General features: G+C 64.4%; 9 protein-coding genes. 5 read left to right on the top strand and 4 right to left on the bottom strand.

Annotation, left to right across the window (positions count from 1 at the left end; genetic code table 11):
- The 3 genes from QZY07_RS07200 to QZY07_RS07190 form a co-directional block, all read right to left on the bottom strand.
- Positions 1–1,861: transglutaminase family protein (locus QZY07_RS07200; RefSeq protein ID WP_295401125.1), on the bottom strand; the 1,861-nt coding region annotated here is incomplete at its 3' end.
- 457 nt (positions 1,862–2,318) lie between these two features.
- Entirely contained in the window at positions 2,319–3,047 is a 729-nt protein-coding gene (locus QZY07_RS07195; protein ID WP_295401122.1) for an alpha/beta hydrolase-fold protein, read from the bottom strand.
- A 180-nt stretch (positions 3,048–3,227) separates the two neighbouring features.
- Positions 3,228–4,181, bottom strand: a complete 954-nt coding sequence (locus QZY07_RS07190) for an acetylxylan esterase (protein WP_295401120.1) — start codon at positions 4,179–4,181, stop codon at positions 3,228–3,230.
- Positions 4,182–4,472: 291 nt separating this feature from the next.
- Between QZY07_RS07190 and QZY07_RS07185 the strand changes: the two genes are divergently transcribed.
- The 3 genes from QZY07_RS07185 (at position 4,473) to QZY07_RS07175 (ending at position 10,843) form a co-directional block, all read left to right on the top strand.
- Positions 4,473–5,831: a sigma-54 dependent transcriptional regulator gene (locus tag QZY07_RS07185; protein ID WP_295401117.1), complete on the top strand. Its 1,359-nt coding sequence runs from the start codon at positions 4,473–4,475 to the stop codon at positions 5,829–5,831.
- A 97-nt stretch (positions 5,832–5,928) separates the two neighbouring features.
- The gene (gene argA / locus QZY07_RS07180; RefSeq protein ID WP_295401116.1) at positions 5,929–7,272 is read left to right on the top strand and encodes an amino-acid N-acetyltransferase; all 1,344 of its coding nucleotides are present in this window, start codon (positions 5,929–5,931) and stop codon (positions 7,270–7,272) included.
- A gap of 52 nt (positions 7,273–7,324) precedes the next feature.
- Positions 7,325–10,843 (top strand): mechanosensitive ion channel domain-containing protein, encoded by a 3,519-nt coding sequence (locus QZY07_RS07175; protein ID WP_295401113.1) that lies wholly within the window; start codon positions 7,325–7,327, stop codon positions 10,841–10,843.
- Between the two features lie 214 nt (positions 10,844–11,057).
- Here the strand turns inward: QZY07_RS07175 and QZY07_RS07170 are convergent, their stop codons facing one another.
- The gene (locus QZY07_RS07170; protein ID WP_201098204.1) at positions 11,058–11,237 is read right to left on the bottom strand and encodes a PA3496 family putative envelope integrity protein; all 180 of its coding nucleotides are present in this window, start codon (positions 11,235–11,237) and stop codon (positions 11,058–11,060) included.
- Between the two features lie 206 nt (positions 11,238–11,443).
- Here QZY07_RS07170 and ppx point away from each other — a divergent pair, with 206 nt between their 5' ends.
- Together ppx and QZY07_RS07160 are read left to right on the top strand one after the other, a co-directional pair.
- Positions 11,444–12,967 (top strand): exopolyphosphatase, encoded by a 1,524-nt coding sequence (gene ppx, locus QZY07_RS07165; protein ID WP_295401110.1) that lies wholly within the window; start codon positions 11,444–11,446, stop codon positions 12,965–12,967.
- 60 nt (positions 12,968–13,027) lie between these two features.
- Positions 13,028–13,588 carry a Uma2 family endonuclease gene (locus QZY07_RS07160; protein ID WP_295401108.1) on the top strand — a complete coding sequence of 187 codons (561 nt, stop codon included), beginning with the start codon at positions 13,028–13,030 and terminating at the stop codon, positions 13,586–13,588.
- Positions 13,589–13,678: the final 90 nt, after the last annotated feature.

Raw genomic sequence — 13,678 nt, 5'->3', positions numbered from 1 at the left:
GTAGCGCGATCTGTTGGCGCACGTCCTGATGCGCGTGATCGGCGGGCGCGAGCCGTCCGTAACGCGCGGCCAGATCGCGCGGTTGCACGCCCTGTTCGCGAATGATCTGGGGCGCCTGGGCCGGTTCGACCAGCCGGCTGTAGCGGCGGGCGACCTCGTCGAAGGGCGAGCGAAGGGGCGCGACCGGTTCGAAGGGGTTGCGTTCGGGAACCCGATCCAGTTCGCTGTCCGGGACATAGGGCAGTGCATCCAGCGGGAGACGGAAGCCCATCGGCGAGTCGCCCGGAATCAGAAAGAGATTGCCGTCGCGGAAGGTCCAGCGACCGCTCTTCCAGCCCCCATCGATCCCGAAGCCCCACCAGCGCAACGGCAGCAGGTAGCCGGTGACCTTGTCGAGCCCCTCGCTGAACAGCCGCGCGATGCGCTTGCGTTCGTTGGGGTCTTTGAGCTTGTTATCGAGCAGATCGACGTTGACCGGCAGCCGCGCCTCCTTCCAGAGGTAGTACCAGACATCCTCGTGGGCCTTGTCGGCGTAGTCCGGATCGACGCCCAGATGACGGGCGAGGGTGTGGATGAAGCGCTCGGCCTCGGCTGGGCCGTGACCGTAGCTGGTGTTCTCCAGCCCGAGCAGGTCGGGGTCGTGCCAGACCGGCTCGCCGTCCTTGCGCCAGTAGCAGGACAGCGCCCAGCGCGGCAGTGGCTCGCCCGGATACCACTTGCCCTGACCGATGTGCAGCAGTCCGCCGGGCGCGAAACGCTTCTTGAGCCGGCGCATCAGATCCTCGGCCAGCGGCTTCTTGGTCGGCCCCAACGCGTCGATATTCCACTCGGCGCCGTCCATGTCGTCGATGGAGACGAAGGTGGGTTCGCCGCCCATGGTCAGACGCACGTCATTGGCCTTCAGTTCGGCGTCGACCTGATGGCCGAGCGACTCGATCGACGCCCATTGTTCGGGCGTGTAGGGCTTGGTGACGCGCGGGTCTTCGTGGATGCGCGCGATCTCGTTATGGAAAGAAAACTCCACCTCGCATTCGTCGGTCGCGCCGGTGATGGGCGCGGCGCTGCGCGGGGCGGGCGAGCAGGCGAGCGGGATATGACCCTCGCTGGCGAATAGCCCGGAGGTGGGGTCGAGTCCGATCCAGCCGGCGCCCGGCACATAGACCTCGGCCCAGGCGTGCAGGTCGGTGAAGTCTTTCTCTGGCCCCGAGGGTCCATCAAGCGACTTCACGTCGGCCGTTAATTGCACCAGATAGCCGGAGACGAAGCGCGCCGCCAGTCCAAGATGGCGCAGGATCTGCACCAAAAGCCAGCCGGTGTCGCGACAGGAGCCCTTGCCGGTGCCCAGGGTCTGCTCGCAGGTCTGCACGCCCGGCTCCAGGCGGATGACATAGCCGATATCCTGCTGGAGCCGCTGGTTGAGGTCGACCAGGAAATAGACCGTCTCGCGCTTCGCGCGGTCGACATCCTTGAGCCATTTTTTCAGCAGCGGGCCGTCCTCGGTGATCTCCAGATAGGGTGCCAGTTCCCGGCGCAACTCCGGGTCGTACTCGAAGGGGTAATAAAAGGCGTAGTCTTCCAGAAAGAAATCAAAGGGATTGATGGTGATCATCTCGGCGATCACATCGACCTCGACCGAGAGTTTCCGGGTCTTTTCCGGGAAGACCAAGCGAGCCAGATAGTTGCCGTAGGCGTCCTGCTGCCAGTTGATGAAGTGCTCCGCCGGTTCGACCTTGAGCGAATAGGAGCGGATCGCCGTGCGGCAGTGCGGCGCGGGGCGCAGACGCACGACATGGGGCGAGAGGTTGACCGAGCGATCGAAGTGATATTCGGTCTTGTGATTCAGGGCGACCAAAATCGACATCTGGGGTGAATTCCTTGGCTTGAGTTGGGAGAGATAAGCAAAAAAAATGCCGCGGCTGTGGCGAGGGTTGGAATCAGGTGCTGCTTGGGGTCTTAAGATCCCATAAAAGCCCGCGCCTGTCTCCTTTCCCCTGGTGGTCGCCGGGTTCTAGGCACTAGTGGTCAGGCGTATCGAAAAGAGCTCGGCGGTGGGTGCGGTCGCCAGGGAGCTGTGCTGTGTCGAGCAGACCCTGCGCGACCGGGTGTAGGTTGTCCGATGCCGGGTGGTTCGCCGGTCCAGGCGGGCTCAAGGTGACGCCGGATGCGATGGAGCGGACGCGTTCGCCGGCTGATGCGCGGTTCAAATGCAACGGCCATCGGTTTTAACCGATGCCCGTTGCGAGTCCGGCGGTTGCGTCCGCGGCTGTTGGATGGCCGCGGCAAACGGTGACGGACCGGCGCTCGTTAGGATTCGGCCTTCAGAGATACAGAGGCGCCATCCGCCGCCAGTGATGCCCCTGATGGGCGCGACCGTCCCATTCGTGCAGGGTGTGCCAGACGCCCTTGTCCCACAGCAGACGGCTGAGATAGCGGTTATTGTCGAGAAAGGGATCCTGATTGCCGATCACGAGCACGATGTCCAGCTGCCGCAGCGCCGCCAGCCGGTCCGGACAGCCCAGGTTGGGCAGGTACTGGGTGGGCGTGTGGAAATAGGTCAGATCGTCCCGGTGGCCGCCGAAGAGGTCGCGGAAATCCTCCACGTTCAGGCTCAGATCGTAGCGCCCCGAGAAGGCCGCGACCTTGCGGAAGAGGTGCGGATGGCGGAAGGCGATATTGACGGCATGAAAGGCGCCCAGGCTGCACCCGTGGGCGATGGTGCAGGGGTGCGGATTCTTTGCCGCCATCAGGGGCAGCACTTCGTTCAGGACATAATCCTCGAAGGCGTGATGGCGACGGATGCGATCCGCCGGATGATTCCAGAAACAGTAAAGCGACTCCCAGTCGATGCTGTCCACGCAATAGAGCTGGAGCTGTCCGGCCTCGATTTTGTGTCGAAGCGACTCGACGAGGCGCAGATCTTCGTACTCATGGAAACGTCCGTCGCGGGTCGGGAAGACCAGCACCTTGGCCCCGGCGTGACCGAAGACCAGCAGTTCCATGTCCCGGCCGAGCCGGTGGCTATACCAACGGTGATACTCGCGGTTCATCGCCTTGACCTTGCGAAAAGAGAAACTCGATAGAGATCCGATGCGGTGAAGTCGGGGCGCGCGACCAGAGTTCCCGGGTCGCATCCGCGGAATCCTAATGGATTAAGGTTGCGGTCATGTGACTTGCGAAGGTTGTTAGCGCCTTCCAGGCGCGGTCGTCCCAAGGATTGGGCGAGTCTCTCAGAGCGGCGCGAGGAAGGCCCAGAGCACGGCCAGGAGTTCCTGTTCCTGCCGCGTCCGGGCGGGATACTCGAAGTGTCCGGCCTCCAGCATGAACAAGCCCTTGTCGCCGGGAATGGCGTTATAGACCGCGAACTGCCCAGGCGGCGCTACGATCGGATCGAAGCGGGCGGCGGCGACCTGCATCGGCTGGCGGATATGCCGGGCGGCGACAGCGGCATCGTAATACGCCAGGGTTTCCGGAACCCGACCCTGTTGACGAACGAAGGACTGAACCGCGGCCCCGCTGCCGGTGGTGGGCAGGGTGAGGCGCAGCGGCTGATGACCGAAGGTCGGCACGTTGAGATGACCGCGCCCGAGACGCGCATCCCAGGCCAGCGCCAGTGCGCCAAGCCCGCCGCCGAGGCTGATCCCGAGATAGCCGAGGTGCCCGTCGAGATCCGGGAAGAGTCGGAGCAGGGCGGTGACGCCGGTCCAGATGTCGTCCACGCAACCGCCGAGGATGTAGCGGTCGCGATCATGGATGTTATGGAGGACGTGCCAGTTGGGATCTTCCGAGATCGGCGGATAGCGGCTCAGGCTCAGGCCCCGGAAACAGGGAATCAGGTAGGCGCCATCCGGGCGCGGCAATTCCAGCGGCGGGCGCTCGACCCCGCCATAGCCATGTCCCAGGATAAAACCGCGTCGCGGTGGCTGGTGCAGCGGCGTCAACAGCCACCCGCGGATCCGGAAACCCTCGGTGGAGTCGTATTCCAGGTCATGGACCTGGAAACTCGGATGCGACAGTCTCGACAGATGTAGACGGGGGTTGGGATCGACCGTCAGCGCGCGAGCCTGGCGGGCGCGCCAGAAGGCAGCGAAATCGTCCGGCTCGGGCGGCGGCTCGACCGCGAGCAGTCCGTCCAGGTCATAGCCGTAGCTGGGATCGTAGGGATAGCCGTGAGCGAAGGGCATGGGCGTGGCTCGCAGTGGGAGAGGAGGTTGATCGCTTGCGCGGCGGAGACTCGGCAAGACGGGTCGGAGTCCGCGCGCCGAGGTCCATTATATGCCGGTCGCGGCTTTGTCCGGAGGCGCGTGGCCGTAGCATTTTAGGGTGCGCACCGCGTACCATTCGGCGTATTGCAAAACCGCTCCGTTTCCAAGATGAAACGAAGCGGAGTCAATCGCGCAATGTCGGCGATCCGAAATCGCCGGACTCAGGTACGCGCTGCGTGCCCTGCATGTGCAAACAGGGGGAGGATGCCCATGAACAAGGCCCAGGCGCTCGTCGTCGATGACGAGGCCGATCTCCTCGATCTGCTGAAGATCACGCTCGCGCGGATGGACGTGCAGGCCGTGACGGCGCTGACGCTCGCCGAGGCCAGGCGGCACCTGGAGCGCGGTCGGTTCGATCTCTGTCTGACCGATATGAACCTGCCCGATGGCAGCGGGATCGATCTGATCCGTCAGATCGGCGAGCAGTATCCGCAGATTCCGGTGGCGATGATCACCGCGCACGGCAGCATGGAATCGGCGGTCGCGGCGATGAAGGCGGGCGCCTTCGATTTCGTGTCCAAGCCGGTCGATCTCCAGTTGCTGCGCCGGCTCGTCGGCTCGGCCCTCAAGCTGCGCGGGCACGCCGCCGCCAGCGACGAGGCGCGGGGCGACACGGGGAAGCAACTCCTGGGCGAGTCGGCCGCGATGGAGCGGATCCGACAACTGATCGTCAAGCTGGCCCGCAATCAGGCGCCGGTCTTCATCACCGGCGAGAGCGGGACGGGCAAGGAACTGGCGGCCCGGCTGATCCATGCGCAGGGGCCGCGTCGCGAGGGCCAGTTCGTGGCAGTGAACTGCGGCGCCATCCCCCAGGATCTGGTGGAGAGCGAGTTGTTCGGGCACAAAAAGGGTAGCTTCACCGGGGCGATCAGCGACAAAGAGGGGCTGTTCCAGACTGCGGAGGGCGGCACGCTCTTCCTCGACGAGGTCGCGGACCTGCCGCTGGCGACGCAGGTTAAGCTGTTGCGCGCGATCCAGGAGAAGATCGTGCGTCCCGTCGGCGCCCAGCGCGAGGTGGCGGTGGACGCGCGCATCATCAGCGCCAGCCATCGCGATTTGACGGAAGAGGTCGAGCGCGGGCGCTTCCGCCAGGATCTCTTTTATCGCATCAACGTCATCGAGCTGCGAATGCCAGCGCTGCGCGAACGTCCACGGGATATCCCGCTGCTCGCGGACCGCTTGCTCCAGCGACTCGCCCGTCAGCAGGGGCGACAGGGCGATCGGCCCGCCCTGACCTTGTCGGCCGAAGCGATCGGGGCGCTAACGCAGCACGCCTTCCCCGGCAACGTTCGCGAACTGGAAAATATCCTGGAACGCGCCCTGGCGCTGTGCGAGGGCGAGCGGATCGAGGTCGCGGATCTCTATCTGCCCAGGACGGAAGCGCCCGCAGTCTCGCCGGACACCCTGGACGAGACGGTTGCACTGGAAGCGTCTCTGTACGAGATCGAGAAGCGGGCAATCATCAGTGCGCTCGACGCGACCCACTGGGACCAGGCCGCCGCGTGCCGGACGCTGAAGATGCCGCTAAAATCGTTGCGCTATCGTTTGGCCAGGCTCGGGATCGAATGAAACGCTGGGGAACGGGCGTCTCGCCCGCGCCCCGCCGTCGCTCGCGTATCCCGGATTGCCGCATCCTTCCAACATTCTCTAACGAGGCAAGACAGACGTGTTCGTTTCGACTTCGACCCCGGTCGACACCGACCAGGGCCGCGACCCGTTCGTGGACTGGATGCGCCAGGCCACGCCCTATATCCACGCCCATCGCGGCCGGACCTTTGTCATCGCCTTCGGCGGCGAGGCGGTCGCCGATGCGCGCTTTCCGAATCTGGTGCATGACATCGCGCTGCTTCATGGGTTCGGGATCCGGCTGGTGCTGGTGCATGGCGCGCGCCCGCAGATCGAGTCCCGGCTGGCCAGCCGGGGGGCGCAACAGCGCTATGTCAATGGCCAGCGGGTGACGGACGCCACGGCGCTCGCCTGCGTCAAGGAGGCCGCCGGGGTGGCGCGGGTCGAGATCGAGGCGCTGCTGTCGCTGGGGCTCGCCAACTCGCCCATGGCCGGGGTGCGCATCCCGGTCGTCTCCGGCAACTTTGTCACCGCCCGCCCACTGGGCGTGATCGGGGGCGTCGACCACGGTCACACGGGCGCGGTGCGGCGGGTCGACCACCGCACGCTGCGGGCGATGCTCGGTCAGGGCGCGGTCGCGCTGATGCCGCCCCTGGGTTACTCGCCCACCGGCGAGGTGTTTAATCTGAGCGCGGCGGACGTGGCCCGCGGCACCGCGGTCGCATTAGGCGCCGATAAGCTGATCTTTCTGGTCGAACACGCCGGCACTGCCGAGACTGATCGGCTCGCGCCGAATCTGCTGGCGCGCGATGTCGATGACCTGCTGACCGGCAATCCCGCGCTGTCCGAGGAGATCGCCGCTTGTCTGCGCGCCGGGGCCGATGCCTGTCGCAACGGCATCCGGCGCGTTCATCTGGTCGCGCGCCGTCAGGATGGCGCGCTGCTGCGCGAACTCTTCACCCGCGACGGCAGCGGCACGCTCATCTCGGCCGAGCCCTTCGAGGATCTGCGCCCGGCGCGCATCGACGATGTCGCCGGCATCCTGGAACTCCTGCGCCCGCTGGAGGAGCGAGGCGTGCTGGTGCGCCGCTCGCGCGAGCGTCTGGAAACCGAGATTGACCGCTTCGTGCTGACCGAGCGCGACGGTCTGGTGACGGCCTGCGCCGCGCTCTACGCCTATCCGAGCGACGGCATGGCCGAACTGGCCTGTCTCGCGGTTCATCAGGACTATCGGGGCGCACGACGCGGCGACCGTCTGCTCGAACACATGGAAGAACTCGCCCGCGCGCGTCAGATCAGGCGGTTGTTCGTACTGACGACCCAGACGGCGCACTGGTTTCAGGAACGTGGATTCCAACCCGCCAGGCTCGACGAGCTACCGATGGAAAAGCAGGTTCTCTATAATTTTCAGCGCAATTCCAAGGTTTTCGTCAAGTCGCTCTAAGCGTCGCCCGTACGTCCATTCATCTGCAACCGAACCGTCTCCAGATTCCACTATGTCTTTTTTCTCCCTTGTGCCGGGCTCCATCGCTCCAACGAGCGACGCGCCACTGTCCCCTTCATCCCGCCCCGCGCCAGACGCGCGCGGACGCTGGCGGCGATCGGGCGCGCTCGCCCTGCTGCTGGCGGGCCTGTTCATGGCGATGGCCATGACGGCCGCGTCGGCGCCCTCGGACGGCCCCGCGAACCTTCCCAGCCCCAGTCAACTCGCCAGTAAAATCGCCGAAGCCGAGGCCGCGACCGGGCTGGACGAGGCGACCAAGGCCGCCAAAGCGGTCTTGATCGAGCAATACCGTCGCGCCCAGGCGAACCTGGAGGACATCGACAACTTCAATGCCAGGGCAGACGACTTCGCGGAATCGCTCAAGACGGCCCCGGCCAAGACAGCGGCTATCCTCAAAGAACTAGAAAGCGATCCCGCCGGCGCGGTCGCTCACCCCGAAAGGCTCCCGGATAACCTGTCGGCCCTGGAGATCAGCCAGCGTCTGAACAAGGTTCTGGCCGAAGCGACCGCCGAGGAAACCCGTCTTGGCGAATTGGAGAAGCTGATCGAGGGCAACGCGGATCGCCCCACGGCGGCGCGCGGGCGCTTGAGCGAACTGAAGCAGCGGTTGGACCAGATCGATGCCGACCTGCGTCAGGCGCCTGCCGCGGGCGAGGTGCCCGAGCTTGCTCAGGCCCGACGCTGGGCGTTGGAGACGCAGCGCGCGGCGCTCTGGGCGGAGGGACGCATGGTCGAACAGGAGTTACTCAGTCAAGCCGTCCGCGAATCGCTCTACAAGGCCCAGCGCGAGCAGACCGCGCAAGCCTTGCAGCGGTTGAAAGCCCGTCAGACGCTGCTGGAAGAACTGCAGAACAAGCGTCGCACGGCGGAGGCCGAAGCGGCGCAAATGGCCTCGGAAGAAGCCAGACTAGCCGCCGAGGACAAACACCGCCTGGTGCGCGAGGAGACTAAAAAGAACGCCGACATCACCGATTCGTTGGGAAAGCTCGCTCGGGAGCTCGATGGATTGAGCGGCGAACTGACCCGGCTCGAAGCCGAGCGCAAGCGCATCGAGGACGATTTTCGCGGTGCCAAGCAGCGTCTGGATCTGAGCCGGTTGAGTAAAGCGCTAGGCCAAGTGCTGCTCGACCGTCGCAAGCAGCTTCCCGACCTGCGCCAGTATCGCAAGACCATCGAAGAGCGGGAGGACGGAATCGCCGAGGCCACCCTGCGACAGCTCCGTTACCGCGAGGAGGAACGCCGGATTCGCGACCTCGACCGTTATCTCGGTGAACTGAGCGCGAATGACGAGTCGGCCCGACAACCGGATGTCCGGCGCGAACTCGCCGAGACACTTCAGCAGCGCAAATCCCTGATGACGCAGGCGCTGACCATCGAAGACGAATACATCCGCCAGCTTGGCGAGTTGAATTATGCCGCCGAGCAGGTCATCGAGAGCGCCAGCGTCTATGACGGCTTCCTGGCCGAGCGCCTGCTCTGGGTACGCAGTACCTCGACGGTGGGGCTGAAAACCCTCGCCTCGCTGCCCGCCGCCGTCGCCTGGATGCTTTCCTGGGAAGGTTGGCAGGACGTCGCGCGAGTGCTCGCCGAGCGCATCCGTTATGCCTTCCCGTTCTGGCTGGGGCTCGCGAGCGTCGCGCTCCTGTTCTGGAAGGTCGCGGCGCTGCAGCGGGCTATCCGCGCCACTGCGGAGCCCCTGCGGCGTGTGCGAACCGATGGTGTCCGCTATACGATTAAGGCAATTGGCCTAACCCTACTCGCGGCTCTGCCGCTGCCACTGATGATCTGGCTGCTTGGTCACCAGCTTCTTTCCGCGGCGGACACCAGCGCCTTTACTCGCGCCATCGGCGCGGCGCTGGGCGAGGTATCCTTCGGCCTGTATTACCTGCGGGCCTTCCGCATGCTCTGCATTCCGGGAGGCGTTGCCGATCGTCATTTTCGCTGGAACGGCGAGATGCTGAAGCGAATCCGGCGCGATTTCGACGGGTTCACGCTCTTCGTCATCCCTATCGCCTTCGTCACCGTCGCGCTTTACCATCACAACGATCCCGCCTACACCGGCAGTCTGGGACTCCTGACGCTGGTCGCCAGCATGCTCGGCTTCGCGGTTTTCTTCGCCCGTCTGCTGAATCCCGGTCGGGGTGTCCTGAAACGGATGCTGGAGGAAAAACCAAACGGCTGGCTGAACCGTCTACGCCATGTCTGGTTCCCCGGCATCGTCGGCGCGCCGCTGGCTCTGGCCGGTCTGGCGCTGGTCGGTTATGTCTACACCGCCGGCGTTCTTTTTCAATCGCTGGTTTATCAGACCTGGCTCGTGTTGGCGCTCGTGGTTCTGCATCAATCGATCGTGCGCTGGCTGATCGTCACCCGGCGCCAGCTAGCCCTGCAAGCCGCGCTCGACCGGCAGGCGACGCGCCGTGCCCAGGCAGAGGCCGAGCGAACCGAGGGTGCGCCCCCCTCGGAGGTTTCGCCGGTGGAAGAGCCGGAACCCGATCTTGCCGCCTTGGACGAGCAGACCCGCCGACTGATCAACGCATCGATCTTCTTCAGCGCCTTCATTGGACTCTGGCTGACCTGGTCCGATGTACTGCCCGCCTTTACGGTGTTCGAGGAATTCGCGCTCTGGCACTACACCGGCCTGGTCGACGGCAGCGAACAACGGATCCCCGTCACGGCGGCGGATGCCGGCCTGGTCATCCTGATCGTCTTCATCGCGACGGTCGCGGCCAGGAACCTGCCCGCGCTCCTGGAAATTCTGTTACTCCAAAGCACGTCGGTCTCCGCTGGCGGTCGCTATGCCATCAAGACCCTGGTGAGCTACCTGATCACCGCCATCGCCTTCCTGCTCGCCTTCAGCACCATTGGGTTCAGTTGGTCGCAGGTGCAGTGGCTGGTTGCCGCCCTGGGCGTTGGGATTGGTTTCGGTCTCCAGGAGATCGTTGCCAATTTCATCAGTGGTCTCATCATCCTGTTCGAGCGCCCGGTGCGGGTCGGCGACATCGTGACCATCGGTGACACCACGGGCGTGGTGACCAATATCCAGATCCGCGCGACCACCATCCGGAACTGGGATAAACAGGAGCTGCTGGTGCCGAACAAGGAATTCATTACCGAGCGGCTGTTGAACTGGACTCTGACCGACCAACAGAATCGCATCACCATCCCGATCGGCATCGAATACGGCAGCGATACCAAACTGGCGCTATCGCTCCTGAGGCAGGTCGCCGAGCAACACCCGAAGGTGCTCGACGATCCGGCCCCATTAGTCAGCTTCGAGGGTTTCGGAGACAGCGGACTGACCGTGATCCTGCGCTGCTATCTGGACTCGCTCGACGAGCGCATCGGCGTCATTACCGAGCTGCACCAGGCAATCTATGAATCCTTCTCTCAGCATGGATTATTGATGGCCTTCCCGCAGCGCGATGTTCATCTGTCCGCGAGCGAACCGCTGGAGATCCGGCTCCAGCGGTCGACGAGGCAGTCGGCATCACCCACGCCACCAGTGCCTTGAATCGGGGGCAGGAAGAGAAGGGGCAAAATGGCGAGGGCTTTCGCTGGCGGCGCTGACGTACGCCGCCTGGGAGCGAGTGAGGGAGTTTAGGCGATACGCTTTTCCGGAAATCACCTTAAACCGCGTCAACGGTAATGTTCGTTGGTTTCGGAGGTGCATGCTCTGACCGAGAACGACACGATCGATCGTAAACGCGGTCTAATTTGGATGCGGATTAATTCAACTCATCGAACTCCGGATCGTCCAGCAGATCGCGCAGACGCTTGAGCTCGCGCATGTGCTCGATCCGCCGGCGAATATCCAGACTCGCCGCCTGACCACGCGACTCCTGGGCCGTCATTGGCGGAATCCGCTCGTTGACTTCCTGCCCATAGCTATTTTCAGTGTCCAGCATGTCCCAATACCTCAGGGTGTTACAAGGCAATCATTCATCCGGGCGTATACCAGAAATCGCGACTAATTGAAAGATTTTTTTGTCAGGCTCACCCCATCCCGCAGCAAGACACGACTGCGGAAATCCGTGAAACCGTCCCTTCTCCCTTGTCCCTTGCAAGATTCTGTTACCATGCGCACCAATTCCCGGCGCTGGATCCCCCGCTCATGCCTGAAGAAGTCAACCAGGCAACCGACAACCCCCCGCGCGAGATCGTCGCGGCGGTCGATCTCGGTTCCAACAGCTTTCACATGATTGTCGCTCAACTCGACGACGGCCATATGCGGATCACCGACCGGCTCCGGGAGATGGTGCGTCTCGGCGAAGGGCTGGACGACGATAAATCGCTGACCCCCGAGGTCGCCGAGCGCGCACTGGCCTGCCTGGAGCGCTTCGGCCAACGGCTGCGGGCCTTCCCCGCCGGGAGCGTGCGCGCGGTCGGAACCAATACGCTGAGACAGTTGCGGCCCGATACGGGTTTCGTCGAACGCGCCGAGGCCGCGCTCGGTCACCCCATCGATGTCATCGCCGGCCGTGAAGAGGCACGCCTGATCTATCTGGGGGTCGCGCACGGACTGGCGGCTGGCGCCGAGCGTCGGCTGGTGGTCGATATCGGCGGCGGCAGTACCGAGATCATCGTCGGCCAGGGTTTCTCGCCGCGCTTGCGCGAAAGCTTGCACATGGGCTGCGTCAGCCTCTCGCGCAAGTATTTCGCGGATGGACGCATCACGGCCAGGGCCATGCAGAAAGCGGAACTGGCGGGCGCACTGGAAGTCCGGCCCGTCAGGGAGCTGTTCCGTCGGGCCGGCTGGCGGAAAGCCGTCGGCAGTTCGGGAACCATCCGCTCGATCGCGGCCGTGGTCAATGCCGAGGGCTGGTGCGATGACGGCATTTCCGCCGACTCCCTGGCCCGCTTGAGCCGCGCGCTGGTCGAGGCCGAGAAGACATCCAGCGTCAACCTGAAGGGACTGACTGAAGAGCGCAAGCCGGTCTTCGCGGGCGGCGTGGCCGTCTTGCGAGCGGTCTTCGATGCGCTCGGGATCGAACACATGCAGGTTTCCGACTACGCCCTGCGAGAGGGCGTGATTTATGAAATGATGGGACGTCATCAGCAGCATGAGGATGTGCGCGAGCGCACCGTCGCGACGCTCTGTCGGCAATTTCAGATTGATCCGGTCCATGGCCGGCGTGTCCAGGCAACCGCCCTCGCGGTGTACCGCCAGCTCGCGACCCCCTGGGCGCTGAACGACCCCGATCATCCGCTCATGCTCTCCTGGGCGGCCCGGCTGCATGAGATCGGCCTCATGGTGGCCCACAGTCAATATCAGAAGCATGGCGCCTATCTGCTGCGCAACGCGGATCTCGCGGGTTTCTCCCGACAGGAACAGATGGTGCTCGCGGCGCTGGTGTTGGGGCACCGGCGCAAATTTCCGGTGCAGGAATTCGCGGCGCTGCCCAGGACGGAGCAAGCGTGCAGCAGTCGTCTGTGCGTGATTCTGCGTCTCGCGGCGCTTCTGCATCGCGGGCGCTCCGCGGCCAACAAACCCAGCCCGACCTTGCTGGCGGACGGCGAACGACTCGCGCTGAGCTTTCCGGACGACTGGCTCGCCCGCCACCCGCTCACGCAATTGGAGTTGGAGCAGGAGGCCGAACGGCTTGCCAGTGCGGGGATTCTGCTAACCTTTAGCTGACCGTCCGACCGCTCCAGCGATCTGCGTGCTCGCCCGATTCCCTGTCATGAGGTCCATTCCTTGTCTCAACTGGCACATCGCGACGCCTGCTACGACGACATCCTCGTTCTGCCCGAGCATCTGGTCGGCGAGATCCTGCTGGGCGAGCTGCACACCCATCCGCGCCCCGCGCCCCGGCATGCGCTTGCCTATTCGTCGCTTGGCTATCTGCTGGGTGGCCCCTTCCATGGCGGTATCGGTGGCCCTGGAGGCTGGTGGATCATCGATGAGCCTGAACTTCATCTCGGGACGGACATTCTGGTGCCTGACCTCGCCGGCTGGCGGCGCGAACGGCTGCCGACACTCCCAGAAACCGCCTGGTTTGAGCTCGCGCCGGATTGGGTCTGCGAGATCCTGTCGCCCTCGACCGCCAGGATCGACCGGGCGGTCAAGATGCCGCTTTATGCACGGGAAGGCGTGGCGCATCTGTGGCTGGTCGACCCGAATGCACGCACGCTGGAAGTCTATGCGCTCCAGGACACCCGACACTGGCTGCTGCTCGATACCCTGAAAGAAGACGACAGTGCCCGCCAGCCGCCGTTCGACGCCATCGCGTTTTCATTGGGTCATTTGTGGGCGTGACCGCCAATGACCCGAAGCTCGACGCCCGCGGGCAGCTCCCGAACCATCCGGGATGGCTTTCGTTGGCAATGCGCGCCCACCAGGTGCGCG

Origin of the sequence: uncultured Thiocystis sp., assembly GCF_903866365.1 — a bacterium.
GTDB lineage: Bacteria > Pseudomonadota > Gammaproteobacteria > Chromatiales > Chromatiaceae > Chromatium.
This window is presented reverse-complemented; position numbering and strand designations above follow the sequence as displayed.

What these genes read in the sequence shown, in the direction of transcription:
- ppx (WP_295401110.1), top strand. Translation starts at nt 11,444, where the DNA reads ATGCCTGAAGAAGTCAACCAGGCAACCGACAACCCCCCGCGCGAGATC.
- QZY07_RS07190 (WP_295401120.1), bottom strand. Translation starts at nt 4,181, where the DNA reads ATGCCCTTCGCTCACGGCTATCCCTACGATCCCAGCTACGGCTATGAC.
- QZY07_RS07175 (WP_295401113.1), top strand. Translation starts at nt 7,325, where the DNA reads ATGTCTTTTTTCTCCCTTGTGCCGGGCTCCATCGCTCCAACGAGCGAC.
- QZY07_RS07195 (WP_295401122.1), bottom strand. Translation starts at nt 3,047, where the DNA reads ATGAACCGCGAGTATCACCGTTGGTATAGCCACCGGCTCGGCCGGGAC.
- QZY07_RS07170 (WP_201098204.1), bottom strand. Translation starts at nt 11,237, where the DNA reads ATGCTGGACACTGAAAATAGCTATGGGCAGGAAGTCAACGAGCGGATT.
- QZY07_RS07185 (WP_295401117.1), top strand. Translation starts at nt 4,473, where the DNA reads ATGAACAAGGCCCAGGCGCTCGTCGTCGATGACGAGGCCGATCTCCTC.